Annotated in this window: 20 protein-coding genes; 13 read left to right on the forward strand and 7 right to left on the reverse strand. The window is 61.4% G+C overall.

The genetic code is table 11. The features are described 5' to 3' along the window. Positions 1-170: 170 nt before the first annotated feature. From dgcA to ACO77H_RS25645, 3 genes are all read right to left on the reverse strand, one after another. The gene (gene dgcA / locus ACO77H_RS25635) at positions 171-2,231 is read right to left on the reverse strand and encodes a dimethylglycine demethylation protein DgcA (RefSeq protein WP_170057615.1); all 2,061 of its coding nucleotides are present in this window, start codon (positions 2,229-2,231) and stop codon (positions 171-173) included. A 15-nt stretch (positions 2,232-2,246) separates the two neighbouring features. After that, positions 2,247-2,777 carry a DUF5943 domain-containing protein gene (locus ACO77H_RS25640; protein WP_169953691.1) on the reverse strand — a complete coding sequence of 177 codons (531 nt, stop codon included), beginning with the start codon at positions 2,775-2,777 and terminating at the stop codon, positions 2,247-2,249. Between the two features lie 69 nt (positions 2,778-2,846). Further along, positions 2,847-3,824, reverse strand: coding sequence for a dipeptidase (locus ACO77H_RS25645; RefSeq protein ID WP_169953689.1), 978 nt, complete (start codon positions 3,822-3,824; stop codon positions 2,847-2,849). Positions 3,825-4,044: 220 nt separating this feature from the next. Here ACO77H_RS25645 and ACO77H_RS25650 point away from each other — a divergent pair, with 220 nt between their 5' ends. Next, on the forward strand, positions 4,045-4,446 hold the full coding sequence (locus ACO77H_RS25650) for a lysozyme inhibitor LprI family protein (RefSeq protein WP_169953687.1): 402 nt from the start codon (positions 4,045-4,047) through the stop codon (positions 4,444-4,446). A 42-nt stretch (positions 4,447-4,488) separates the two neighbouring features. Next, complete coding sequence (locus tag ACO77H_RS25655; protein WP_432754718.1) at positions 4,489-4,896, forward strand: DUF3010 family protein; 408 nt, start codon at positions 4,489-4,491, stop codon at positions 4,894-4,896. A 132-nt stretch (positions 4,897-5,028) separates the two neighbouring features. On the opposite strand, the gene ACO77H_RS25660 is transcribed toward ACO77H_RS25655, so the two are convergent. Beyond that, the gene (locus tag ACO77H_RS25660) at positions 5,029-5,973 is read right to left on the reverse strand and encodes a GlxA family transcriptional regulator (RefSeq protein ID WP_169953683.1); all 945 of its coding nucleotides are present in this window, start codon (positions 5,971-5,973) and stop codon (positions 5,029-5,031) included. Between the two features lie 193 nt (positions 5,974-6,166). Here ACO77H_RS25660 and ACO77H_RS25665 point away from each other — a divergent pair, with 193 nt between their 5' ends. From ACO77H_RS25665 to ACO77H_RS25685, 5 genes are all read left to right on the forward strand, one after another. Next, on the forward strand, positions 6,167-7,105 hold the full coding sequence (locus ACO77H_RS25665; RefSeq protein WP_172313598.1) for a choline ABC transporter substrate-binding protein: 939 nt from the start codon (positions 6,167-6,169) through the stop codon (positions 7,103-7,105). 74 nt (positions 7,106-7,179) lie between these two features. Further along, the gene (locus ACO77H_RS25670) at positions 7,180-8,067 is read left to right on the forward strand and encodes a 3-keto-5-aminohexanoate cleavage protein (protein ID WP_170042186.1); all 888 of its coding nucleotides are present in this window, start codon (positions 7,180-7,182) and stop codon (positions 8,065-8,067) included. A gap of 145 nt (positions 8,068-8,212) precedes the next feature. Further along, complete coding sequence (locus ACO77H_RS25675; RefSeq protein WP_169953677.1) at positions 8,213-9,178, forward strand: L-carnitine dehydrogenase; 966 nt, start codon at positions 8,213-8,215, stop codon at positions 9,176-9,178. Positions 9,179-9,295: 117 nt separating this feature from the next. Beyond that, positions 9,296-9,769: a thioesterase family protein gene (locus ACO77H_RS25680; RefSeq protein WP_170042184.1), complete on the forward strand. Its 474-nt coding sequence runs from the start codon at positions 9,296-9,298 to the stop codon at positions 9,767-9,769. A gap of 248 nt (positions 9,770-10,017) precedes the next feature. Further along, the gene (locus ACO77H_RS25685; RefSeq protein ID WP_169953673.1) at positions 10,018-10,281 is read left to right on the forward strand and encodes a hypothetical protein; all 264 of its coding nucleotides are present in this window, start codon (positions 10,018-10,020) and stop codon (positions 10,279-10,281) included. 88 nt (positions 10,282-10,369) lie between these two features. On the opposite strand, the gene ACO77H_RS25690 is transcribed toward ACO77H_RS25685, so the two are convergent. Both ACO77H_RS25690 and ACO77H_RS25695 read right to left on the reverse strand, forming a co-directional pair. Further along, complete coding sequence (locus ACO77H_RS25690; protein WP_432754719.1) at positions 10,370-11,473, reverse strand: GlxA family transcriptional regulator; 1,104 nt, start codon at positions 11,471-11,473, stop codon at positions 10,370-10,372. Positions 11,474-12,051: 578 nt separating this feature from the next. Next, entirely contained in the window at positions 12,052-13,428 is a 1,377-nt protein-coding gene (locus tag ACO77H_RS25695; RefSeq protein WP_170042182.1) for an L-serine ammonia-lyase, read from the reverse strand. Between the two features lie 427 nt (positions 13,429-13,855). Here ACO77H_RS25695 and ACO77H_RS25700 point away from each other — a divergent pair, with 427 nt between their 5' ends. From ACO77H_RS25700 to choV, 3 genes are all read left to right on the forward strand, one after another. After that, positions 13,856-14,803: a choline ABC transporter substrate-binding protein gene (locus tag ACO77H_RS25700; protein ID WP_169953669.1), complete on the forward strand. Its 948-nt coding sequence runs from the start codon at positions 13,856-13,858 to the stop codon at positions 14,801-14,803. Between the two features lie 67 nt (positions 14,804-14,870). Next, positions 14,871-15,716 carry a choline ABC transporter permease subunit gene (gene choW / locus ACO77H_RS25705; RefSeq protein WP_032858679.1) on the forward strand — a complete coding sequence of 282 codons (846 nt, stop codon included), beginning with the start codon at positions 14,871-14,873 and terminating at the stop codon, positions 15,714-15,716. Continuing rightward, the gene (gene choV, locus ACO77H_RS25710; RefSeq protein ID WP_029300678.1) at positions 15,713-16,891 is read left to right on the forward strand and encodes a choline ABC transporter ATP-binding protein; all 1,179 of its coding nucleotides are present in this window, start codon (positions 15,713-15,715) and stop codon (positions 16,889-16,891) included. The genes choW and choV overlap by 4 nt, the downstream gene beginning before the upstream one ends. A 156-nt stretch (positions 16,892-17,047) precedes the next feature. Here choV and ACO77H_RS25715 read toward each other — a convergent pair whose 3' ends face one another. Beyond that, the gene (locus ACO77H_RS25715; RefSeq protein WP_346266490.1) at positions 17,048-18,985 is read right to left on the reverse strand and encodes a BCCT family transporter; all 1,938 of its coding nucleotides are present in this window, start codon (positions 18,983-18,985) and stop codon (positions 17,048-17,050) included. Between the two features lie 378 nt (positions 18,986-19,363). Between ACO77H_RS25715 and betI the strand changes: the two genes are divergently transcribed. The 3 genes from betI to betA all read left to right on the forward strand — a co-directional run bounded on the left by betI (position 19,364) and on the right by betA (position 23,353). Continuing rightward, a complete protein-coding gene (gene betI, locus ACO77H_RS25720; protein WP_032858683.1) occupies positions 19,364-19,957 on the forward strand; it encodes a transcriptional regulator BetI in 594 nt (197 codons plus the stop codon). A gap of 94 nt (positions 19,958-20,051) precedes the next feature. Continuing rightward, on the forward strand, positions 20,052-21,524 hold the full coding sequence (gene betB, locus ACO77H_RS25725; RefSeq protein ID WP_432754720.1) for a betaine-aldehyde dehydrogenase: 1,473 nt from the start codon (positions 20,052-20,054) through the stop codon (positions 21,522-21,524). Between the two features lie 128 nt (positions 21,525-21,652). After that, the gene (gene betA, locus ACO77H_RS25730) at positions 21,653-23,353 is read left to right on the forward strand and encodes a choline dehydrogenase (protein ID WP_170042181.1); all 1,701 of its coding nucleotides are present in this window, start codon (positions 21,653-21,655) and stop codon (positions 23,351-23,353) included. Positions 23,354-23,542 lie beyond the last annotated feature (189 nt).

Here is a 23,542-nt window from a genome sequence, read left to right on the forward strand (position 1 = left end):
GACCACGCAAGTCTCGCGTGGGACCCGGCTCAATGTGGGAGCTGGCTTGCCTGCGATGGCATCACCCAGGTCTCACTCGAGACCGAGTTGCCTGCATCGCGGGCAAGCCCGGCTCCTACATAAAGCAGCTCCCACATTTTTGACCGAGTCCACATTGGTTCGGTGTTGGGTCAGAAATCCTTGCACAAGCGCAGGGCGTCGTAGATCGCAGCGTGGGTATTGCGCTGGGCCACACAGTCACCGATGCGGAACAGCAGGTACCCTTCCCCCGGCTCGCTCAGGCACGGTTGCGGCTTGATCGCGAACAGCGCCTCGACGTCCATCTGCCCCTTGTTGCGCGCCCCTTGCTTGAGGGCGTAGTAGATTTCTTCGTCCGGACGCACGCCGTTCTCCACCACCACCTGGTCCACCACCCGTTCTTCCTTGGCGCCGGTGTATTCGTTCTCCAGCACGGCTATCAGCTTGTCGCCCTCGCGGTAGACCTTCTCCAGCATCATGTCGCCGGTCATGATCACTTCCTTGGGATACATGCTGCGGTAGTAGGTCGGGAATGACGTACCGCCGATGGCCACGCCAGGCTTGATGTCGTCGGTGACGATCTCGACCTGGCAGCCCTTGTCGGCCAAAAAGTCGGCCACCGACATACCGGTGAATTCGCAGATGGTGTCGTACACCAGCACGTTCTTGCCCGGTGCCACCTTGCCGTCGAGCACGTCCCAACTGCTGACTACCAGGCCTTCTGCCGCGCCCCAGTGTTCGTTCTGCTCGATGAACGGATGCCCGCCCACCGCCAGCACCACCACATCGGGGCGCAGGTCGAGGATGGTCGCGGCATCCGCCGCCACGCCAAGGCGCAGGTCGACGTTCAGCCGCGCCAGTTCCAGCTGGAACCAGCGGGTGATACCGGCGATCTGGTCGCGCTGCGGCGCCTTGGACGCCGTGGTGATCTGCCCGCCGATAAAGTCTTTTTTCTCGAACAGAGTCACGTCGTGGCCGCGCTCGGCAGCGACCCGCGCCGCTTCCATCCCGGCCGGGCCGGCACCGACCACCACCACTTTGCGCTTGGGCCCGGTGGATTTTTCGATGATGTGCGGCACGCCCATGTATTCACGGGAGGTTGCCGCGTTCTGGATACACAGCACGTCCAGGCCCTGATACTGGCGGTCGATGCAATAGTTGGCGCCGACGCACTGCTTGATCTGGTCGATCTGGCCCATCTTGATCTTGGCGATCAGGTGCGGGTCGGCCATGTGCGCGCGGGTCATGCCGACCATGTCCACATAGCCGCCTTCGAGAATGCGCGTGGCCTGGTTCGGGTCCTTGATGTTCTGCGCGTGCAGCACCGGGGACTTGACCACTTCCTTGATCCCGGCCGCCAGGTGCAGGAACGGCTCCGGTGGATAACTCATGTTGGGGATCACGTTGGCCAGGGTGTTGTGGGTGTCGCAACCCGAGCCGACCACGCCGATGAAGTCGAGCATGCCGGTGTCGTCGTAGTACTTGGCGATCTGTTTCATGTCCTCGTGGGACAGGCCGTCCGGGTGGAATTCATCCCCGCACAAACGGATACCCACGCAAAAGTCCGGGCCGACCTCCGCACGCACAGCCTTGAGCACTTCCAGGCCGAAACGCATGCGGTTTTCAAAGCTGCCGCCCCATTCATCGGTGCGTTTGTTGACCCGTGGGCTCCAGAACTGGTCGATCATGTGCTGGTGCACCGCCGACAGTTCCACGCCATCCAGGCCACCGGCCTTGGCCCGGCCTGCGGCGCTGGCGTAGTTGCCGATCACCCGCCAGATTTCTTCCGGCTCGATGGTCTTGCAGGTCGCACGGTGCACCGGCTCACGCACGCCCGAGGGTGACATCAGGGTCGGCCAGTTGAAGCCGTCCCAACGCGAGCGGCGCCCCATGTGGGTAATCTGGATCATGATCTTGGCGCCATGCTTGTGCATCGCGTCAGCCAGGTTCTGGAAGTGCGGGATGATGCGGTCGGTGGACAGGTTCACCGAACTCCACCACTCCTGCGGGCTGTCGATCGCCACCACCGAGGAGCCGCCACAGATCGCCAGGCCAATGCCGCCCTTGGCTTTCTCTTCGTAATACCTGATGTAGCGCTCGGTGGTCATCCCGCCGTCGGTGGCATACACCTCGGCGTGGGCGGTACTGAGCACGCGGTTACGGATGGTCAGTTTGCCGATCTGGATCGGCGCAAACATTGCTTCGAAAGCCATGGCACGGTCCTCGGCTTACAACGGCTTGACGGTGAACAGACCGTCGTCGTGGCCCTCTTCGGAGCCTCCGTAGACTTGCTCGGCGACGGTGCGGATGTTGCTGCCGCGCGCTTGCAGAATCTGGTCCATGGCACCGGCAAACCAGCCGGTGAACATGTAGTCGACCTTGCGCCCGACCTTGCCGTACACATAGACGAAGGCCGAGTGTTCGAGGGTGACGCTGGCGGTGCCTTTATCGAGGTCGATGTCCTGGATCTTGAACAGGCCCCAGCCGCGCTGCGACAGGCGCTTCATGTAGTGTTCGAACACCGCGACGCCTTCCAGGCCGTGGCATTCTGCTTCTTTTTCACACCAGTGCCAGGCGGACTTGTAGCCGGCCTTGTAGAGGATTTCGGCGTAGGCGTCAGCGCCCAGGACCTCTTCGATACCCATGTGGTTGTTGACGAAGAAATGGCGCGGTACGTACAGCATCGGCAGGGCGTCGGAAGTCCAGACACCGGTTTCGCTGTCGACTTCGATAGGCAATTGCGGGGCGATCTTGGCCATGGAAACTCAACTCCAGAAAATTCGGTTTGGTGCCCGCCGCACGGATGGCAGCGGGAAAGAATGCAGGGCTTATTCGCCCCAGACGTCCTTGAGAACGTTGACCCAGTTCTCGCCCATGATCTTGCGCACCACGCGCTCGCTGTGGCCGCGCTTGAGCAGGGTTTCGGTCAGGTTGGGGAACTCGCCCACGGTGCGGATGCCCAGCGGGTTGATGATCTTGCCGAAGCTGGTCAGACGGCGGGCGTAGCCCTTGTCATGGGTCAGCATTTCGAAGAAATCCTGGCCATGGCCCTGGGTGAAGTCGGTGCCGATGCCGATGGCGTCTTCGCCGACGATGTTCATGGTGTACTCGATGGCTTCGGCGTAGTCGTCGATGGTCGAGTCGATGCCCTTGGCCAGGAACGGCGCAAACATGGTCACGCCGACAAACCCGCCGTGGTCGGCAATGAACTTGAGTTCTGCATCGGACTTGTTGCGCGGGTGCTCCTTCAGGCCGGACGGCAGGCAATGGGAGTAGCACACCGGTTTCTTCGATTCGAGGATGACTTCTTCGGATGTCTTGGAGCCGACGTGGGACAGGTCGCACATGATCCCGACACGGTTCATCTCAGCGACGATCTCACGCCCGAAGCCCGACAGGCCGCCGTCACGCTCGTAGCAGCCGGTGCCCACCAGGTTCTGGGTGTTGTAGCACATCTGCACCACACCGACGCCGAGCTGCTTGAAGATCTCGACGTAGCCCAGCTGGTCCTCAAAGGCATGGGCATTCTGGAAGCCGAAGATGATGCCGGTCTTGCCCTGCTCCTTGGCGCGGCGGATGTCGGCGGTGGTCTTCACCGGGATCACCAGGTCGCTGTTCTCGCGGATCAGGGTCTGGCTGGCCACGATGTTATTGATGGTGGCCTGGAAGCCTTCCCACACCGACACCGTGCAGTTGGCGGCGGTCAGGCCACCCTTGCGCATGTCCTCGAACAGGTCGCGGTTCCACTTGGCAATGATCAGCCCGTCGATAACGATGCTGTCGGCGTGCAGTTCGGCTGGGCTCATCAGGCGTCCCCTTATTGGCGATTCATGCGCCGAATCGTCTGCCGGCGCTTTGGGGCCAGCATATGCCCAGGGGCTGACAGAGCCGGGTGCAAAAACGACAGGGGAATTGCCGAAAGCGTCAATCCACGACAAAGGGTGCACGCAGGTGTCTGTCCTGCATCTGTTCTTTGGCCTACGCTTGAGCCAGAATTCGACCCATCCACTGATATGAGAAGGCGCAATGAAACCGATTTTCCTGGCTTTGGCACTCCTCGCCACCGGCGTCCACGCAGCCGAAGACACCGACAGCACCCCGTGTGATGGCATCGAAAACGACAAACAGACCCTGGAATGCGCCTCCTACAACAAAACCACCGCCGAACAGCTGCTCAAGGATAACTACCAGGGCCTGCTGGAACGCATGGGCTCCACCTACGCCAGCAACAAGGCGCAGTTGGCGGACATCACCGCTCGTCTGAAGGATGCCCAGCAGAAGTGGGAAAAACTGCGGGATGCCGACTGCGCGGTGGACACCTTCCCGGCAGTCACCGGCACCAAGGCCTACGCCATTGCGCAAAATGACTGCCTGGCGCGGATGAGTGATGAGCGGTCGGAGTTTTTGGAGTCGATCGGGCAGGAATAAGCGACAATCGCGCCCATCCTTTCCTCTGAACCAAGGCCACCCATGACTCTCTGCGGCATCGAAATCAAAGGCAGCGAAGCCATCATCGCCGTTGCCACCCTGGATCTGGCCCACGTCGCCCTGGCCACCAAGAAAATCGCCCTCGAGGACGATGACGAGGCGGCCAACGTCAAAGCTTTCGCCAGCCAGGTGGCCGCGTTTGTACGCGACAACGCCATCACCCGTATCGCGATCAAGAAACGCAGCAAAAAAGGCGAATTCGCCGGCGGCCCGACCACGTTCAAGATTGAAGGAGTGCTGCAGTTGCTGGACGGCGTTGAAGTGACACTGCTGTCGCCGCAGACCATCAATGCGCAGAACAAGAAGCACGACTTTGCGTTGCCGGCGACGCTGAACAAGTATCAGCATGAGGCGTTTAAAACCGCGTGCTCGGCCTTGGTAAAAAAGTAAGCCCCACCACAAATCCGATGTAGGAGCTGGCTTGCCTGCGATAGCGGTGGGTCAGCAACTTATCTGCCAACTGATACACCGCTATCGCAGGCAAGCCAGCTCCTACATGGGGTCGGCGTATGCGCAATAGACTTACACCACCTCCCGCCGCCGATCCTCCCGCGGGCACTTGGCAAACCGCGCCCGGTAGCTTCGAGTGAAATACGACGGCGACTCGAACCCACAGGCAATGCTTACTTCCAGCACGCTCATGCCGCTCTGGCGCAGTAACTGCCGGGCTTTTTCCAGGCGCAGGCCGAGGTAGAAGTTGCTCGGGGTGTCATTGAGATGCAGGCGGAACAGGCGCTCCAGCTGGCGCCGTGTGACCTTGATCATCTGCGCCAGCGCCAGGGTGCTCAGGGGCGGTTCGGTGTGTTGTTCCATCTCGCCAATCACCTGCACCAGCTTCTGGTTGTTGATGCCGTAGCGCGTGGCGATCTGCATGCGCTGGTGGTCTTTGCGCGGGCGGATGCGGCCCAGCACGAACTGCTCGGAAACCTGGATCGCCAGCTCCGGGCCGTGGGCCTGGCTGATCAGGTCGAGCATCAGGTCGATGGACGCGGTGCCGCCGGCGCAGGTGATACGCCGGCGGTCGATCTCGAACAGTTCCTGGGTCACGGCCAGTGCGGGATAGGATTCCTTGAAGGCATCGATGGCCTCCCAATGCAGGGTCAGGCGGTAGCCGTCGAGCAGGCCGGCCTGGGCCAGGACGAAACTGCCGGTGTCGATAGCGCCGAGGGTCACGCCGTCATGGTCGAGGCGGCGCAGCCAGTGCTCCAGGGCCGGCGTGGCGAATTCCAGGGGCTCGAAGCCGGCGACTACCAACAGAGTCGCACCTTTTTTCAGAGGCTCAAGCCCGGCGTCGGCGTTGACCGACATGCCGTTGCTCGCCAGCACTGCACCACCGTCAGCGCTCAGCACATGCCAGCGATACAGCTCGCCGCGAAAGCGGTTGGCCACGCGCAGCGGTTCGATGGCCGAGATAAAGCCGATGGCCGAGAAACCCGGCATCAGCAGGAAGTAGAAATCCTGGGACATGGTGCGCACTCGTGGGACGGGTAGCGTGGTCACTGTGATACGCCAGTTCCAGCGCCCATTCAAGGGCACAGGTCGCTGCAGTGCAAGAGTGGGTCGCCGCCGTGCGTTTTGCCGCGCTGCAAGCTGGGTAACTTGGCGGCACGGTGCACAAAGACGCCGGAATCCACAATAACGACCTGCCGAGGGATCCATCATGAACCGACTGATCAGCCGCTGCGTGCTCGCACTCAGCGCCGTCTTGAGCACCAGCCTGTGGGCCGCCGATGCCGCTTCCTGTAAGAACGTGCGCATGGGCGTGGTGAACTGGACCGACGTGATCGCCACCAGCGCCATGACCCAGGTGCTGCTCGACGGCCTCGGCTACAGCACCAAGCAAACCAGTGCGTCCCAGCAGATCATCTTCTCCGGCATTCGCGACCAGCGCCTGGACCTGTTCCTCGGCTACTGGAACCCGCTGATGACCCAGACCATCACCCCGTTCGTCGACGCCGGGCAGGTCAAAGTCCTCGACGCGCCCAGCCTCAAGGACGCCCGCGCGACCCTGGCGGTGCCGACCTACCTTGCAGACAAGGGCCTGAAAACCTTCGCCGACATTGCCAAGTTCCAGAAAGAGCTGGGCGGCAAGATCTACGGCATCGAACCAGGCTCCGGGGCCAACACCCAGATCAAGGCGATGATCGCCAAGAACCAGTTCGGCCTGGGCAAATTCCAGTTGGTGGAGTCCAGCGAGGCCGGCATGCTCGCCGCCGTGGACCGCGCCGTACGCCGCAACGAAGCCGTGGTGTTCTTTGGCTGGGCGCCGCACCCGATGAACGTCAATGTGCAGATGACCTACCTGTCCGGCAGCGAGGACGCCCTGGGGCCCAATGAAGGCATGGCCACGGTCTGGACAGTGACCACCCCGACCTACGCCGAGCAATGCCCGAATGTGCACAAGTTGCTGACCAACCTGACGTTCACCGCCGCCCAAGAGAGCCGGATGATGCAGCCGTTGCTGGAGCACAAAGATGCGTTCGAGTCGGCCCGCCAGTGGCTCAAGGATCACCCCCAGGACCAGCAGCGTTGGCTGGAGGGCGTGACCACGTTCGACGGCAAGCCCGCTGCCGCCCATCTGCAATTGACCAGCAAATAACCTCTCCCGAATCACCGTTTCGCGGCCAACAACGGCCGCGAACGGCACTACCACGCCTGTAAGGAACCTGCCCCATGAACCACGACGTCATCATCACCTGCGCACTCACCGGTGCTGGCGACACGACCGCCAGAAGCCCCCACGTGCCGGTCACCCCCAGGCAAATCGCTGCAGCTGCGGTAGAGGCCGCCAAAGCCGGCGCCACCGTGGTGCATTGCCATGTGCGCGACCCGCACACCGGCAAGTTCAGCCGCGACGTGGCGCTGTACCGTGAGGTGATGGAGCGCATCCGCGAGGCGGACATCGACATCATCGTCAACCTCACCGCCGGCATGGGCGGCGACCTGGAAATCGGCGGTGGCGAGAACCCCATGGCGTTCGGCCCCAATACCGACCTGGTCGGCCCGCTGACCCGCCTGGCCCACGTCGAGGCACTGCTGCCGGAAATCTGCACCCTGGACTGCGGCACCCTGAACTTTGGCGATGGCGACACTATTTATGTGTCCACCCCGGCCCAACTGCGAGCGGGCGCCAAGCGCATACAGGAACTGGGGGTGAAGGCCGAGCTGGAGATTTTCGATACCGGCCACCTGTGGTTCGCCAAGCAACTGATCAAGGAAGGCCTGCTCGACAACCCACTGTTCCAACTGTGCCTGGGCATCCCCTGGGGTGCACCGGCCGATACCACCACCATGAAAGCCATGGTCGACAACCTGCCCGCCGCCGCGGTGTGGGCCGGCTTTGGCATCGGGCGCATGCAGATGCCGATGGCGGCGCAGGCGGTGCTGCTGGGCGGCAACGTGCGGGTTGGGTTGGAAGACAACTTGTGGTTGGACAAGGGCGTGCTGGCGACCAATGGGCAACTGGTGGAGCGTGCCGGGGAAATCCTCAGCCGCCTGGGCGCGCGAGTGCTGACCCCGGCTGAAGGCCGAACCAAGATGGGCCTGACCAAACGCAGCTAATCCCCTGCCGCAACCGGCTCAAAAATGTAGGAGCTGGCTTGCCTGCGATAGCGGTGTATCAGTTGATGCATTTGGCACTGACCCACCGCTATCGCAGGCAAGCCAGCTCCCACAATGAACCTCTTTAGCACTGGAAATTACCGAAATGAGCTTTATCACCGAAATCAAAACCTTCGCCGCCCTGGGCAGTGGTGTCATCGGCAGCGGCTGGGTATCCCGCGCCCTCGCCCACGGCCTGGATGTGGTGGCCTGGGACCCGGCACCCGGCGCCGAAGCAGCCCTGCGCAAGCGTGTCGCCAATGCCTGGGCCGCCCTGGAAAAGCAGGGCCTGGCACCGGGCGCCTCCCAGGACCGTCTGCGGTTTGTCGCGACCATCGAAGAATGCGTGCAAGACGCCGACTTCATCCAGGAAAGCGCCCCCGAACGCCTGGAGCTGAAGCTGGAGCTGCACAGCAAGATCAGCGCGGCAGCCAAGCCCAATGCGTTGATCGGCTCCAGCACTTCGGGGCTTTTGCCCAGCGAGTTTTATGAAAGCGCCACACACCCGCAGCGCTGCGTGGTCGGCCACCCGTTCAACCCGGTGTACCTGCTGCCGCTGGTGGAAGTGGTCGGCGGCAAACACACTGCGCCCGAAGCGATCCAGGCGGCGATAAAAGTCTACGAATCCCTGGGCATGCGCCCGCTGCATGTGCGCAAGGAAGTCCCCGGCTTTATCGCCGACCGCTTGCTTGAGGCGCTGTGGCGCGAGGCGTTGCATCTGGTCAACGACGGTGTAGCGACCACCGGCGAGATCGACGATGCGATCCGCTTTGGCGCCGGTTTGCGCTGGTCGTTCATGGGCACGTTCCTCACCTATACCTTGGCCGGCGGCGATGCCGGGATGCGGCATTTCATGGCGCAATTCGGCCCGGCGTTGCAGCTGCCGTGGACGTACCTGCCGGCACCGGAACTGACGGACAAACTGATTGATGATGTGGTCGATGGCACCCGCGAGCAGTTGGGCAGCCATAGCATTGCGGCGCTGGAGCGCTATCGTGATGATTGCCTGCTGGCGGTGCTGGAGGCGGTGAAGACCACCAAGGAAAAACACGGCATGAGCTTCGCCGAATAACGGCTGTTTATTTCTGTGGGAGCTGGCTTGCCTGAAATAACGGTGTTGGATTGACCACCACCATCGCAGGCAAGCCAGCTCCCACAGTTGACCGCGTACAGATCTGGAATTGACGACATGCCCGCACTGACGACCTACACCACCCACATCATCCCCGACTGGGTCGATTACAACGGCCACCTGCGGGATGCGTTCTACCTGCTGATCTTCAGCTACGCCACCGATGCGTTGATGGACACCCTGGGCCTGGACAGCGACAACCGCGAAGCCAGCGGCCACTCGTTGTTTACCCTGGAACTGCACCTCAATTACCTGCACGAAGTGAAACTCGGCGCCGAGGTCGAGGTGCATACCCAGTTGATCGCCCATGACAACAAGCGCCTGCATCTGTATCACAGCCTGCACCTGGTGGGCGAAGAGCGGGAGCTGGCGGGCAATGAGCAGATGCTGCTACATGTCGACCTTGCCGGGCCACGCTCGGCACCGTTCAGCGCAGCGGTGGCACAGCGCCTGGCGGCAATCAGCAGCGAGCAGGCAGACCTGCCCCGGCCTGCCCTGCTCGGGCGTGTCATCGGCCTGCCGGTCAAATAAAAAAAGCCCCGATCAAGCCGTGACAGGATCGGGGCAGAGTGCTTTGTGCGAGCGTGCGGGCCGAGGGTGACCAAACCTTCAATCTGCTTGCTTGAGCCTAAGTGTGCCCACAACCACCCTTGGCAACTGGCCCGAAAACGACCTGTTCATAGTCGTTCCAGCCATCGCGCCATTCAGGCCTTGCCGACCCGCTGACGGCCCACCAGAATCGAACCTGATCGAAGTCTCCCCTAACCAGGATGAACATCATGATGCACGCGGATTTGATTGATCAGGATGACCTGCTGAGCCAGCTGCGCTCCCTGGGTTTCGAGGTGTCCAGCGGCGCCACCGCCGAGCAGGCCTGTGAATGCGCGGTACGCGGCTTGAGTGAAGCACGGGCCAAGGCACTCAAGGGCATGGTCGAACAGATGTATACCGGCAGCGCGACGATTCTGCCGGCGGTGCGCCAGGCGATTGATAAGCAGTTGTTGCCTGCTTTGGTGGCATTCAGGAATAGTTCTGGGGCCTGATACACCGCTATCGCGGGCAAGCCCGCTCCCACAGGGGAATGCATTCCAAATGTGGGAGCTGGCTTGCCTGCGATGCAGGCGACTCGGTCTACAGCCTTACACTGGCAAACGTCGATTCATTGCGCGCCTGGCTCAACGCCGACATCGGCCCCGCCAACGGTGACAACACCAACGCCTGCGGAATCGGCATCATCGACACTTGCTGGGTGGTGTTGGAACCGACGCGTTCATCCCGTGGCGGAATGCCGAAATACTCTCGGTAGCACTTGGAGAAGTGCGGCGTGGACACAAACCCGCACACCGAGGCAACTTCGATGATCGACATCGGCGTTTGCTTGAGCAACTGCCGGGCACGGATCAGGCGCAGCTTGAGGTAGTAGCGCGACGGCGAGCAGTGCAGGTATTTCTGGAACAGGCGCTCCAGCTGGCGCCGCGAGACGGCGACGTAGACGGCCAGTTCATCGAGGTCGATCGGCTCCTCTAGGTTGGCTTCCATCAGCGCGACGATTTCCTGCAGCTTCGGCTGGTTGGTGCCGAGCATGTGCTTGAGCGGCACACGCTGGTGATCCTGTTCATTGCGGATACGTTCGTACACAAACATCTCGGAAATCGCCGCCGACAGTTCACGGCCGTGGTCGCGGCTGATCAGGTGCAGCATCATGTCCAGCGGCGCGGTGCCGCCCGAACTGGTGAAGCGATTGCGGTCGAGGGTGAACAGGCGCGTGCTCATCGACACCCGTGGGAAAGCTTCCTGCATCGACGCCAGGCATTCCCAGTGCACGCTGCAATCAAACCCGTCGAGCAAGCCGGCGCAGGCCAGGGCCCAACTGCCGGTGCACACCGCGCCGAGGCGGCGGGACTGGCGCGCCTGGCTTTGCAGCCACGACACATGTTCGCGGGTCACGGTGCGCTGGATACCCACGCCGCCGCAGACAATCACGGTGTCCAGGGCCGGGGCTTTGTGCATGGAGCAATCGGGGGTGATTTGCAGGCCATCGCTGGCCCATACCTGGTTGCCGTCGACGCTCAAGGTGGTCCAGCGATACAGCTCGCGACCGGACAATTGGTTGGCCATGCGCAGTGGCTCCACTGCGGACGCCAGGGAAATCAGCGTGAAATTGTCCAGCAGCAAAAAGCCGATGGATTGAGGCGCACGGTTCTGGGGTTGAGCCCCGGAGTTGAACGACGTCATCGCGGTATCTCCTCACACAAAGCAGGTGATGGCCTCAGGCGAGGCTCTTGTTATTGCACTCTTCGTCCGTCAGGAGAGAGGCTTTGAATTGATAGAGCAAATGCCATGCCTAAAGTTGAATAGGTATTCAATAACTCCTGAAAACGACCTATTGAGGTGTCTATATAAGCCCGCGCCCGGCGTGAGGATATGAGTCGGAAAAAGCCTACGCTCACGGTCTGTGAGCAGATCGGTAGCACTTGTGGGAAGGCGCTTTCAGGGCGTAGGAAAAGTGTGTCACCACACGCACAGGTGACGGGTGGTCGGGAGGGAAATCGTTTGGGGGCTACTTATCTGTTTGCGACGCGCTAAAAGGTGGCGTGTTGGGGGTGAAGTGTTCACTTTATGAGCAGTGGGGCTTGACACTCCGTCATCGCGGGCAAGCCCCAATGCCAGTCAGTTAAGCGCAGATCCCCTGTGGGAGCGGGCTTGCTCGCGAATGCGGTGGGTCAGTCAATTAAGATGTTGACTGATACACCGCATTCGCGGGCAAGCCCGCTCCCACATTGGATCTTCACTGCTTTGAGCATTGGGTTCGCTTAACACTCGACAGCACTCACCGCCAACCCACCCCGCGAGGTCTCCTTGTACTTGTCATGCATATCCGCCCCGGTATCGCGCATGGTGCGGATCACCCGGTCCAGGGAGATAAAGTGCTGGCCGTCGCCACGCAATGCCATCTGCGCGGCATTGATTGCCTTGACCGCTGCAATCGCATTGCGCTCGATGCACGGCACTTGCACCAGGCCGCCCACCGGGTCGCAGGTCAGGCCGAGGTTGTGCTCCAGGCCGATTTCGGCGGCGTTGCACACCTGCTCCGGCGAGGCGCCGAGAATCTCGGCCAGCCCCGCCGCCGCCATGGCGCAGGCCGAGCCGACTTCGCCCTGGCAACCGACTTCGGCGCCAGAGATCGACGCATTCTTCTTGCACAGAATGCCGATGGCCGCCGCACCGAGAAAGTAGTCCACCACATTGGCCTCGGTGACTTCCTCGCTGAACTTCATGAAGTAGTGCAGCACCGCCGGAATGATCCCCGCCGCCCCGTTGGTCGGGGCCGTGACCATGCGCCCACCGGCGGCGTTTTCTTCGTTGACGGCCAGGGCGAACAGGTTGACCCACTCCATGGCGCTCAAGGTCGAGCCGATCACATTCGGCTTGCCCAACTCCTGCAGGCTGCGATGCAACTTGGCGGCGCGGCGGCGCACATTCAAGCCGCCGGGCAGGATGCCTTCGTGCTTGAGGCCCTGCTCGACGCAGTCCTGCATGGCACGCCAGAGTTTCATCAGGCCGCTGCGGATTTCTTCCTCGGAACGCCAGACCTTTTCATTGGCCAGCATCAGTTCGGCGACGCGCAGGTTGTGGGTCTTGCACAACTGCAACAACTCCACCGCGCTGGAGAAATCATAGGGCAGTTCGGTGCGGTCCATATCTGCCACGCCGCTGCGCGCCTGGGCTTCATCCACCACAAAGCCGCCGCCCACCGAATAGTAGGTATCGCGATGCAACTCGGTCTGGGCGCCGTAGACCACCAGGGTCATGGCGTTGGGATGGAATGGCAGGTTTTCGTCGATCAGGCGCATGTCCCGCGACCACACAAACGGCACCGGGAAGCGGTTGTCCAACAGCAACGTCTGCGTCTCACGCAGGGCCTCGATACGCAGGCCGATCTGCGATGGATCAATCGCGTCTGGCCACTCGCCCATCAGCCCCATGATCACCGCGTTGTCGCTGCCGTGGCCGATGCCGGTGGCCGATAACGAGCCATACAGCTGCACTTCGACACGCCGCACCTGATCCACAAGCGCACGTTCCCGCAAGCCCTGGACGAATAACGCCGCGGCGCGCATGGGGCCGACGGTGTGGGAACTGGACGGCCCAATGCCGATCTTGAACAGGTCGAAAACGCTGATAGCCATTGCGCGAAACTCCTCGATAGCACAGGCCAGGCGCAATAACGCCTGGTGGCGGAGCTGCTACGCTCAAGTCGCCCAGATGGCGGCATCATCAAGCTTTCACTGCGCCGTCCGGCGTCTCACACCGACATACCCATGCTCACCAGCGTCTTCCCCGTGCAATGGGACGTAATCGCCGTTTTTTGCGGCGCAGATCGAGAAAAAGTGCAGTTTTGCCTATGGAAAAATCTGTAAGCGACGTCACCGACACTGGATACGACCATCCCTGTACTGGATACGACCCACCCTGTAGGCGTCAGATTTTCACTGGTACATGATCAGTCTCGACTCGTTTGCAAGGCACCGAGGCTGCACATCGCTCGCACGCCCCAACTGCAACACTTATAAGCGCGGTCAAGCACCGCCGGAAAAACACCAGGAGTCCAAACCCATGAAAGGTTCCCCCCCGTTGTTGTTGGCCGCCATGCTGAGTCTTCCCCTTGCGGCCCTCGCTGCTGATCCTGAGCAGTGCAGCACCGTCAACTTCTCCGATGTCGGCTGGACCGATATCACCGTCACCACCGCCACCACCAGCGAAGTCCTCAAGGGCCTGGGCTACAAGCCCCGCACCACGATGATTTCCGTACCCGTGACCTACAAGTCCCTGGCCGACGGCAAGAACATGGATATCTTCCTTGGCAACTGGATGCCAACCATGGAAAACGACATCAAGCAGTACCGTGATGCCGGCACCGTGGAAACCGTGCGCGCCAACCTGGAAAACGCCAAATACACCCTGGCCGTGCCGCAAGCGCTGTACGACAAGGGCCTGAAGGACTTCGCCGACATCGTCAAATTCAAGGACGAACTGGGCGGCAAGATCTACGGCATCGAGCCGGGCAACGACGGCAACCGTACGATCCAGAGCGTGATCGACAAGAATCAGTTCGGCTTGAAGGACGCAGGCTTCAAGGTGGTGGAGTCCAGCGAAGCGGGGATGCTCTCGCAAGTGGACCGTGCCACCAAGCGCGGCCAGGCCATTGTGTTCCTCGCCTGGGAACCGCACCCGATGAACACCCGTTTCAAACTCAAGTACCTGACTGGAGGTGACGATTCATTCGGCCCCAACTACGGCCAGGCCACCATCTACACCAACACCCGCAAGGGCTACGTGCAGGAGTGCAGCAACGTTGGCCAACTGCTGAAAAACCTGTCGTTCACCCTGGACATGGAAAGCACCCTGATGGGCAACGTCCTCGACGACAAGATGAAACCCGACGTAGCCGCCAAGGCCTGGCTGAAGAAGAACCCGCAAGTACTCGACACCTGGCTCGCCGGGGTCACCACCCTTGATGGCAAACCAGGACTTGCCGCCGTGAAAGCCTACCTCGACAAGTAACCGCTGACCCTGGGCCGGCGTGCCGGCCCAGGATGTTTTCCCTCTTCGCATGTGGACATTCACTACCATGCTGACTGAACAGAAAATCCCACTAGGCCAGTACATCGCTGCCTTCGTCGAATGGTTGACGCAGAACGGCGCCGATTATTTCGACGCGATCGCATCGACACTGGAAACGATGATCCACGGCGTGACGTTTGCGCTGACCTGGTTCAATCCGCTGGCATTGATCGGTCTGATTGCGCTGCTTGCTCACTACATTCAACGTAAGTGGGGCCTGACCGTATTTGTCATCGCCTCCTTCCTGCTGATCCTCAACCTGGGGTACTGGCAGGAAACCATGGAGACCCTGGCGCAGGTGCTGTTCGCCACCCTGGTCTGCGTGGTGATCGGCGTGCCGCTGGGCATAGTTGCCGCGCACAAGCCGATGTTCTACACGATGATGCGGCCGGTGCTCGATTTGATGCAGACCGTGCCAACCTTCGTCTACCTCATCCCGACCCTGACCCTCTTCGGGCTGGGCGTGGTACCTGGCCTGATCTCCACGGTGGTGTTCGCGATTGCCGCGCCGATCCGCCTGACCTACCTGGGCATCCGCGATGTGCCGCAAGAGTTGATGGACGCCGGCAAGGCCTTTGGCTGCTCGCGCCGCCAGTTGCTCTCGCGCATCGAACTGCCCCACGCCATGCCGAGCATTGCTGCCGGCATTACCCAATGCATCATGCTGTCGTTGTCGATGGTGGTAATCGCAGCCCTGGTGGGCGCCGACGGCCTCGGTAAACCCGTGGTCAACGCGCTGAACACCGCCGACATTGCCCTGGGCTTTGAAGCCGGCCTGGCGATTGTGCTGCTGGCCATCATGCTCGACCGCATCTGCAAACAACCCGACGCCAAAGTAGGGGGTGATGCATGAGCATTATCCGATTCGACAATGTCGACGTGATCTTCTCCAAAGACCCACGCGAAGCCCTCAAGCTGCTGGACGAGGGGATGCACCGCAACGAAATCCTGAAAAAGACCGGGCAGATCGTCGGCGTGGAAAAGGCCAGCCTGGATATCGAGAAAGGCGAGATCTGCGTGTTGATGGGCCTGTCCGGCTCCGGCAAATCCAGCCTGTTGCGCTGTATCAACGGCCTTAACACCGTGAGCCGTGGCCAGTTGTTTGTCGAGCATGAAGGGCGCCAGATCGACATCGCCTCATGCACCCCGGCAGAGCTGAAAATGATGCGCACCAAGCGCATCGCCATGGTGTTCCAGAAGTTCGCCCTGATGCCCTGGCTCACGGTGCGCGAAAACATCAGCTTTGGCCTGGAGATGCAGGGCCGCCCCGAGAAAGAGCGGCGCAAGCTGGTGGACGAAAAACTTGAGCTGGTGGGCCTGACCCAATGGCGCAACAAGAAGCCCGACGAACTCTCGGGCGGTATGCAACAGCGCGTCGGCCTGGCTCGCGCCCTGGCGATGGACGCCGATATCCTGCTGATGGACGAACCCTTCTCGGCCCTCGACCCCCTGATCCGCCAAGGCCTGCAGGATGAACTGCTGGAGCTGCAACGCAAGCTGAGCAAGACCATCGTGTTCGTCAGCCACGACCTGGATGAGGCGCTCAAGCTCGGTAGCCGGATCGCGATCATGAAAGACGGCAAGATCATCCAGTACAGCGTGCCGGAAGAGATTGTGCTGAACCCGGCGGATGACTATGTGCGCACCTTCGTCGCCCATACCAACCCGCTGAACGTGTTGTGCGGCCGCAGCCTGATGCGCACCCTGGACAACTGCAAGCGGGTCAACGGCTCGGTGTGCCTGGACCCAGGCGGCGATTCGTGGCTGGACCTGGCCGAAGGCAACACCATCCAGGGCGCGCGGCAAAATGGCGTGGCAATGAACCTGCAGAACTGGGCGCCAGGGCAAGCCGTGGAAGGCCTGGGGCGGTTGCCGACCTTGGTGGATTCGAATATCGGCATGCGCGATGCGTTGCAGATTCGCTACCAGACCGGCAACAAGCTGGTGCTGCACGACAACAACAAGGTGGTAGGGATTCTGGGGGATAGCGAGCTGTACCACGCCCTGCTGGGCAAGAACCTGGGCTAAAGACCCAACTGAAGGAACTGGGTCATTGTAGGAGCTGGCTTGCCAGCGATAGCGGTAGTGAATCCAACACCGCTATCGCTGGCAAGCCAGCTCCTACATTTGAGCGCATTGCCAAGTTTGAACAGGCGGTGTCAGTGACGACACCGCCGGCTTTTATCAGCTATAGACACGGCCAAGGAGCTGCCGATGGCTTTCAAACTGATCGAGCACATCCCGGGTGATCTGCTCCTGGGTGAAGCCCATCAGGTCGTATTCCTGGCCGCCGTTGTGCAGGTAGACCTCGGCGCGGTAGTAGCGCGCACGCTCCTCGTCCGCCTCGATCGACTCACTGGGCGCCGCCAGGTAGCCGTCCAGGCTCACCTCGTAGACAAACGGGTTGCCTTCCATCTCGATCCGCACGCCAATGCAGCGCTTGGACTTACCCAGCAGCGTCTGCACATCCAGCCCCTGGGCGCGCAATGCCACGGCCGCTTCTTCCAGCGCCGGGGTGACTTTCTTGTCCATAAAGCGTTGCACCACCGCCTGGCTCGGTTGCAGGTCCTGGGCGGTGAGGCGCTCGCTGAAACCGCGACGGCCGCGTTCGGCCAATTGCGCCTGCTCCTGTTCGATGGCCACATCCTGGCGCATGGCCTTGTGCAAACCGAACATAAAGAAGATCAGCACCACCGAGAACGGCAGGCCCGCCAGTACCACCATGGTCTGCATGGCTTCAAAGTTGCCGGCAAACAGCAAGCCGATGGTCACCAGGGTGATCACCGCCGACCAGAAGATCCGCAGCCAGTGCGGCGCATCCTCATCCACATTGCCGCCCTTGCACGACAGGTTGGCCATCATCACCGCGCCAGAATCCGCCGGCGTCAGGAACAGCACAAAGCCGACAAAGATCGACACGCCGATCACCACTTTCGACGCCGGGTAGTATTCCAGCAACTGGTAGATCGCCATGGATGGCTGCTCCAGCGCGGTCTTGCCCAGCTCCACCGCACCGTGGTTGAGCACCAGGTCCAACGCCGAGTTGCCGAAGATCGACAGCCACGCCAGGGTAAAGCCCAGCGGGATCAGCAATACGCCAGCCACCAGTTCACGCACGGTACGACCACGGGAAATGCGCGCGATGAACATGCCTACGAACGGTGCCCAGGAAATCCACCAGGCCCAGTAGAACAGGGTCCAAAGGCCCATCCAGCGCTCGGACTTCTCGCCATCGCCTTCGTACACGTAGAGGTCGAAGGTTTTGAGCACCAGGCCGTTCATGTAGTCGCCCAGGTTCTGCACAAAGCCGTTGAGCAGGTGCAGGGTCGGGCCAAACAGCAGCACGAAAATCAGCAGGCCGCTGAACAGCACGATGTTCAGGTTGGACAGGCGGCGAATGCCATTCTCCACGCCCGACACGGCGGCGATGGTCGCCACGGTGCTCATCACGATGATCACGATCAGCAGGTTGGTGTTGCTGTGCTCCATGCCGAACAGGTTTTCCAGCCCGGACGACACTTGCATCGAACCAATCCCCAGGTTCGTCACCAGGCCCAGCAGGGTCACGAACATGCCGAAGCCATCCACCGCATGACCGGCCGCACCCTTGACCCAGCGCTCGCCCATCAACGGGTACAGCGCCGAACGCAGGGCCAGCGGCTGGTTATGGCGGTAAGCAAAGTACGCCACGGCCAGGCCGACCAGCGCATAGATCGCCCAGCCATGCAGGCCCCAGTGCAGGAAGGTCAACTGCAACGCCTGGCGCGCGGCCATATGGGTGGCGGCGGCGCCTTCGGGCGGGTTGAAGTAGTGGTCCAACGGCTCGGACGCGCCGAAGTACAGCAACGAGATGCCGATGCCCGAGGAGAACAACATGCCGGCCCAGGCGCCGTAGCTGAAGTCCGGGGTATCGGCCTTGCTGCCCAGCTTCAATTTGCCGTAGGACGAAAACGCCAGGCCCACCACAAATACCAGGTAGGCGGCGATAACCACCATGTAGTACCAGCCAAAGCTCTTCGAGAGCCAGGTCTGGGCGACTCCCAGCATTCTGCCGGCCTCTTGCGGGGCGATGATCAGAACGGCGGTCAACAACAGGATCAGCGCGGTGGAGGTGTAGAACACCCAACCGTTGACCCGCACCTTTTCCGGTGGGGTCTTTATAAGAGAGGCAGAACTCATGGCACAGAGGCTCCGGGCAGTGCGAGAGAGGACACAAGGCAGCGCGTGACCCGCGCCATCGATTTTTCGGCAGTCGACGGACGGGTGTTATAAAGACATCCCGAAAATCCCCGAACCCCAGCGACCCAGGGTCATGGGCGGTTTCAAGGGTTTTTACGGATGTCAGATGTGCCTGCCGACATGTAGGAAATACCTGTAGGCAGCGACCATTTGTCGCAGATCTTATTCTTTGTTGATTGAACGTTCAATCAAAACAAAATAGACTGGCCCTCAAGCCGACGAACGTTTACGCCCGTCGGCAGGCCTAAGGAGAGGTGCTACATGCCCAAGGTCGGTATGCAACCCATACGCCGCCAGCAGTTGATCGAAGCCACATTGACGGCCATCGATCAGGTTGGGATGGGAGATGCCAGCATTGCGCTGATCGCCCGTCTGGCCGGCGTCTCGAACGGCATCATCAGTCACTACTTTCAGGACAAGAATGGCCTGATCGCCGCAACCATGCGGTACCTGATGAATGTGCTGATCGAGAACGTCCACGAACGCCGGCAGGCATTGAAGGAAGACAGCCCCCGGGCGCACCTTCAAGTGATTATTGGCGGCAACTTCGACGCCAGCCAGGTCAACGGCCCGGCAATGAAAACCTGGCTGGCCTTCTGGGCCACCAGCATGCACCACCCGTCTTTGCACAGGTTGCAGCGGATCAACGATCACCGCCTGTATTCCAACCTGTGCTGCCAGTTCCGCCGTGTGCTGCCGCTGGAAGATGCACGCAGCGCAGCCCGAGGCCTGGCGGCCCTGATCGACGGCTTGTGGTTGCGCGGCGCCCTGTCGGGAGACGCTTTCGACACGGAGCAGGCGCAACGGATTGCTTACGAATACATGGATTTCCAATTGGCCAAGCAGGTGAGTTAGAGCCCACATAAACGCTCAACCCCTGAACTGCTGCTGAGCGGGCTATGCCCCTTCAGTGGTTAACGCCAACCACTTATGCACTTGCGAGGACTTTATGGCCCGTTTCGAACTGCAAAAACTCTACATTGACGGCGGCTACAGCGACGCTGGCAGCGATGCCACCTTCGAAGCCATCAACCCGGCTAACGGTGAAGTTCTCGCCAACGTGCAGCGCGCTACGTTCGAAGACGTTGAGCGTGCGGTGGTCAGCGCCGAAAAGGGCCAGAAAATCTGGGCCGCGATGAGCGCCATGGAGCGTTCGCGCATCCTGCGTCGCGCCGTGGAAATCCTGCGCGAGCGCAACGATGAACTGGCCGCCCTGGAAACCCTGGACACCGGTAAATCCTTCTCTGAAACCAAGTACGTCGACATCGTCACCGGCGCCGACGTGCTGGAATACTACGCCGGCCTGGTGCCCGCCATCGAAGGCGAGCAGATCCCGCTGCGTACCACTTCGTTCGTCTACACCCGCCGCGAGCCGCTGGGCGTAGTCGCCGGTATCGGTGCGTGGAACTACCCGATCCAGATCGCCCTGTGGAAGTCTGCCCCAGCCCTGGCGGCCGGCAACGCAATGATCTTCAAGCCAAGCGAAGTGACGTCGCTGACCACCCTGAAACTGGCCGAGATCTACACCGAAGCCGGCGTTCCGGATGGCGTGTTCAACGTCCTGACCGGCAGCGGTCGTGAAGTCGGCACCTGGCTGACCGAGCACCCACGCATCGAAAAAATCTCCTTCACCGGCGGCACCGACACCGGCAAGAAGGTCATGGCCAGCGCTTCGAGTTCCTCGCTCAAAGACGTGACCATGGAACTGGGCGGCAAATCCCCGCTGATCATCTTCGACGACGCCGACCTGGATCGCGCCGCCGACACCGCGATGATGGCCAACTTCTACAGCTCCGGCCAGGTCTGCACCAACGGCACCCGCGTGTTTATTCCAAAGCACCTGCAAGCTGCCTTTGAAGCCAAGATCGTGGAGCGTGTTGCGCGCATCCGCGTCGGCAACCCAGAAGACGAGAACACCAACTTCGGCCCACTGGTCAGCTTCGCCCACATGGAAAGCGTGCTGGGCTACATCGCCAAGGGCAAGGAAGAAGGCGCACGCCTGCTGTGCGGCGGCGACCGCCTGACCGACGGCGACTTCGCCAAGGGCGCGTTCGTGGCACCGACCGTGTTCACTGACTGCACCGACGAAATGACCATCGTGCGTGAAGAAATCTTTGGCCCGGTAATGAGCATCCTCACCTACGAGACCGAAGAAGAAGTGATCCGTCGTGCCAACGACACCGACTTCGGCCTGGCCGCTGGCCTGGTGACCCGCGATCTGAACCGCGCTCACCGCGTGATTCATCAGTTGGAAGCCGGTATCTGCTGGATCAACGCCTGGGGCGAGTCCGACGCCAAGATGCCGGTGGGCGGCTACAAGCAGTCGGGTGTTGGCCGTGAGAACGGCATCAGCTCGCTGAACAACTTCACCCGCATCAAATCGGTACAGGTTGAGCTGGGCGACTACGCCTCGGTGTTCTAACCCGGCTACCGCCAATCGCCCGCAAGCGGGCTCCTACAAGGATTGCGCACGACCTGTAGGAGCCGGCTTGCCGGCGATCGAGGGCAACGCCCTCGCCTGACCTGACCATCTCCAAAGAGGGTGCATTTATGTCCCAAGAATACGACTACATCATTGTGGGTGCCGGTTCCGCCGGTAACACCCTGGCGACCCGTCTGACCGAAGACGAAGGCGTCACCGTCCTGCTGCTGGAAGCCGGCGGCCCGGACTACCGTTTCGATTTCCGTACCCAGATGCCCGCCGCCCTGGCGTTCCCGCTGCAAGGCCGCCGCTACAACTGGGCCTATGAAACCGATCCAGAGCCACACATGGACGGCCGCCGCATGGAATGTGGGCGCGGCAAGGGCCTGGGTGGCTCGTCGCTGATCAACGGCATGTGCTACATCCGTGGCAACGCCATGGACTACGACAACTGGTCGAAGCTGCCAGGCCTGGAAGACTGGAGCTACCTCGACTGCCTGCCGTATTTCCGCAAGGCCGAAACCCGCGACATCGGCCCTAACGACTACCACGGTGGCGAAGGTCCGGTCAGCGTGACCACGCCTAAAGCCGGGAATAACCCGCTGTTCCACGCCATGGTTGAAGCCGGCGTGCAGGCCGGTTACCCGCGTACCGAGGACTTGAACGGCTACCAGCAAGAAGGCTTCGGCCCGATGGACCGTACCGTGACGCCCAAAGGCCGTCGCGCCAGTACCGCCCGTGGCTACCTGGACACCGCCAAGAAACGTTCGACCCTGACCATCGTCACCCATGCCCTGACCGACAAAGTGTTGTTCGAAGGCAAGCGTGCGGTCGGCGTGCGTTACCTGATCGGCGCCGCCGAAGAACGTGTTGAAGCCCGCGCGCGCAAGGAAGTGCTGGTGTGCAGCGGCGCCATCGCTTCGCCGCAATTGCTGCAACGCTCCGGTGTAGGCCCGGCCAAACTCCTCGAAAGCCTCGACATCCCGGTGGTCCACGACCTGCCAGGCGTCGGTGAAAACCTGCAGGACCACCTGGAGCTGTATCTGCAATACGCCTGCACCCAGCCGGTCTCGCTGTACCCGTCGCTGCTCTGGTACAACCAGCCGGCCATTGGTGCCGAATGGCTGTTCAACGGCACCGGCATCGGCGCCAGCAACCAGTTCGAGGCGGGCGGTTTTATCCGTACCCGTGAAGAATTCGAATGGCCGAACATCCAGTACCACTTCCTGCCGGTCGCGATTAACTACAACGGCAGCAACGGTGTGAAAGAGCACGGTTTCCAGGCGCACATGGGCTCCATGCGTTCGCCGAGCCGTGGCCGTGTGCAAGTGAAGTCGAAGAACCCACGGGACTACCCGAGCATCCTCTTCAACTACATGGCCACCGAGCAGGACTGGCAAGAGTTTCGCGATGGCATCCGCCTGACCCGTGAAATCATGCAGCAGCCGGCACTGGACCCGTACCGTGGCCGCGAGATCAGCCCGGGCATCGACGTGCAAACCGACGAGCAACTGGACAAGTTCATCCGCGAACACGCCGAAACCGCGTTCCACCCCTCCTGCTCGTGCAAGATGGGCACCGACGAAATGGCCGTGGTCGATGGCGAAGGCCGCGTGCATGGCATGCAGGGCCTGCGGGTGGTCGATGCGTCGATCATGCCGATCATCACCACCGGCAACCTGAACGCGCCAACCATCATGATCGCCGAGAAAATCGCCGACAAGATGCGTGGCCGCCAGTTGCCGCGCAGCACCGCGGACTACTACGTGGCCGGCGATGCGCCAGTGCGTGGCAAGCCGTTGCGTGAAGTGGGTCCGACCGCGCGGTAAGCGTTACACCGCGGCGCTCCTATCGCAGGCAAGCCAGCTCCCACATTTGAATGTATTCACCCATCAAAATGTGGGAGGGGGCTTGCTCCCGATGAGGCCCGCCCAGCCAACACACATCTTCCCAGACTCTTCCTACACTGCCCCGCCCTTGATCCCACCCCCCGCGCCGGCCTAATCTAGTCCCTCGCG

Origin of the sequence: Pseudomonas sp. WMBT8 (genome assembly GCF_050916005.1) — a bacterium.
In the GTDB taxonomy this organism is placed as follows: domain Bacteria; phylum Pseudomonadota; class Gammaproteobacteria; order Pseudomonadales; family Pseudomonadaceae; genus Aquipseudomonas.

Bases quoted from the DNA above. Each gene is read 5' to 3' on its own strand.
- ACO77H_RS25690 (WP_432754719.1), bottom strand. From the start codon at position 11,473: ATGACGTCGTTCAACTCCGGGGCTCAACCCCAGAACCGTGCGCCTCAA.
- dgcA (WP_170057615.1), bottom strand. From the start codon at position 2,231: ATGGCTTTCGAAGCAATGTTTGCGCCGATCCAGATCGGCAAACTGACC.
- ACO77H_RS25670 (WP_170042186.1), top strand. From the start codon at position 7,180: ATGAACCACGACGTCATCATCACCTGCGCACTCACCGGTGCTGGCGAC.
- ACO77H_RS25660 (WP_169953683.1), bottom strand. From the start codon at position 5,973: ATGTCCCAGGATTTCTACTTCCTGCTGATGCCGGGTTTCTCGGCCATC.
- ACO77H_RS25680 (WP_170042184.1), top strand. From the start codon at position 9,296: ATGCCCGCACTGACGACCTACACCACCCACATCATCCCCGACTGGGTC.
- betB (WP_432754720.1), top strand. From the start codon at position 20,052: ATGGCCCGTTTCGAACTGCAAAAACTCTACATTGACGGCGGCTACAGC.
- ACO77H_RS25640 (WP_169953691.1), bottom strand. From the start codon at position 2,777: ATGGCCAAGATCGCCCCGCAATTGCCTATCGAAGTCGACAGCGAAACC.
- betI (WP_032858683.1), top strand. From the start codon at position 19,364: ATGCCCAAGGTCGGTATGCAACCCATACGCCGCCAGCAGTTGATCGAA.
- ACO77H_RS25650 (WP_169953687.1), top strand. From the start codon at position 4,045: ATGAAACCGATTTTCCTGGCTTTGGCACTCCTCGCCACCGGCGTCCAC.
- ACO77H_RS25645 (WP_169953689.1), bottom strand. From the start codon at position 3,824: ATGAGCCCAGCCGAACTGCACGCCGACAGCATCGTTATCGACGGGCTG.
- ACO77H_RS25655 (WP_432754718.1), top strand. From the start codon at position 4,489: ATGACTCTCTGCGGCATCGAAATCAAAGGCAGCGAAGCCATCATCGCC.
- betA (WP_170042181.1), top strand. From the start codon at position 21,653: ATGTCCCAAGAATACGACTACATCATTGTGGGTGCCGGTTCCGCCGGT.
- choW (WP_032858679.1), top strand. From the start codon at position 14,871: ATGCTGACTGAACAGAAAATCCCACTAGGCCAGTACATCGCTGCCTTC.
- choV (WP_029300678.1), top strand. From the start codon at position 15,713: ATGAGCATTATCCGATTCGACAATGTCGACGTGATCTTCTCCAAAGAC.
- ACO77H_RS25685 (WP_169953673.1), top strand. From the start codon at position 10,018: ATGATGCACGCGGATTTGATTGATCAGGATGACCTGCTGAGCCAGCTG.
- ACO77H_RS25665 (WP_172313598.1), top strand. From the start codon at position 6,167: ATGAACCGACTGATCAGCCGCTGCGTGCTCGCACTCAGCGCCGTCTTG.
- ACO77H_RS25700 (WP_169953669.1), top strand. From the start codon at position 13,856: ATGAAAGGTTCCCCCCCGTTGTTGTTGGCCGCCATGCTGAGTCTTCCC.
- ACO77H_RS25675 (WP_169953677.1), top strand. From the start codon at position 8,213: ATGAGCTTTATCACCGAAATCAAAACCTTCGCCGCCCTGGGCAGTGGT.
- ACO77H_RS25695 (WP_170042182.1), bottom strand. From the start codon at position 13,428: ATGGCTATCAGCGTTTTCGACCTGTTCAAGATCGGCATTGGGCCGTCC.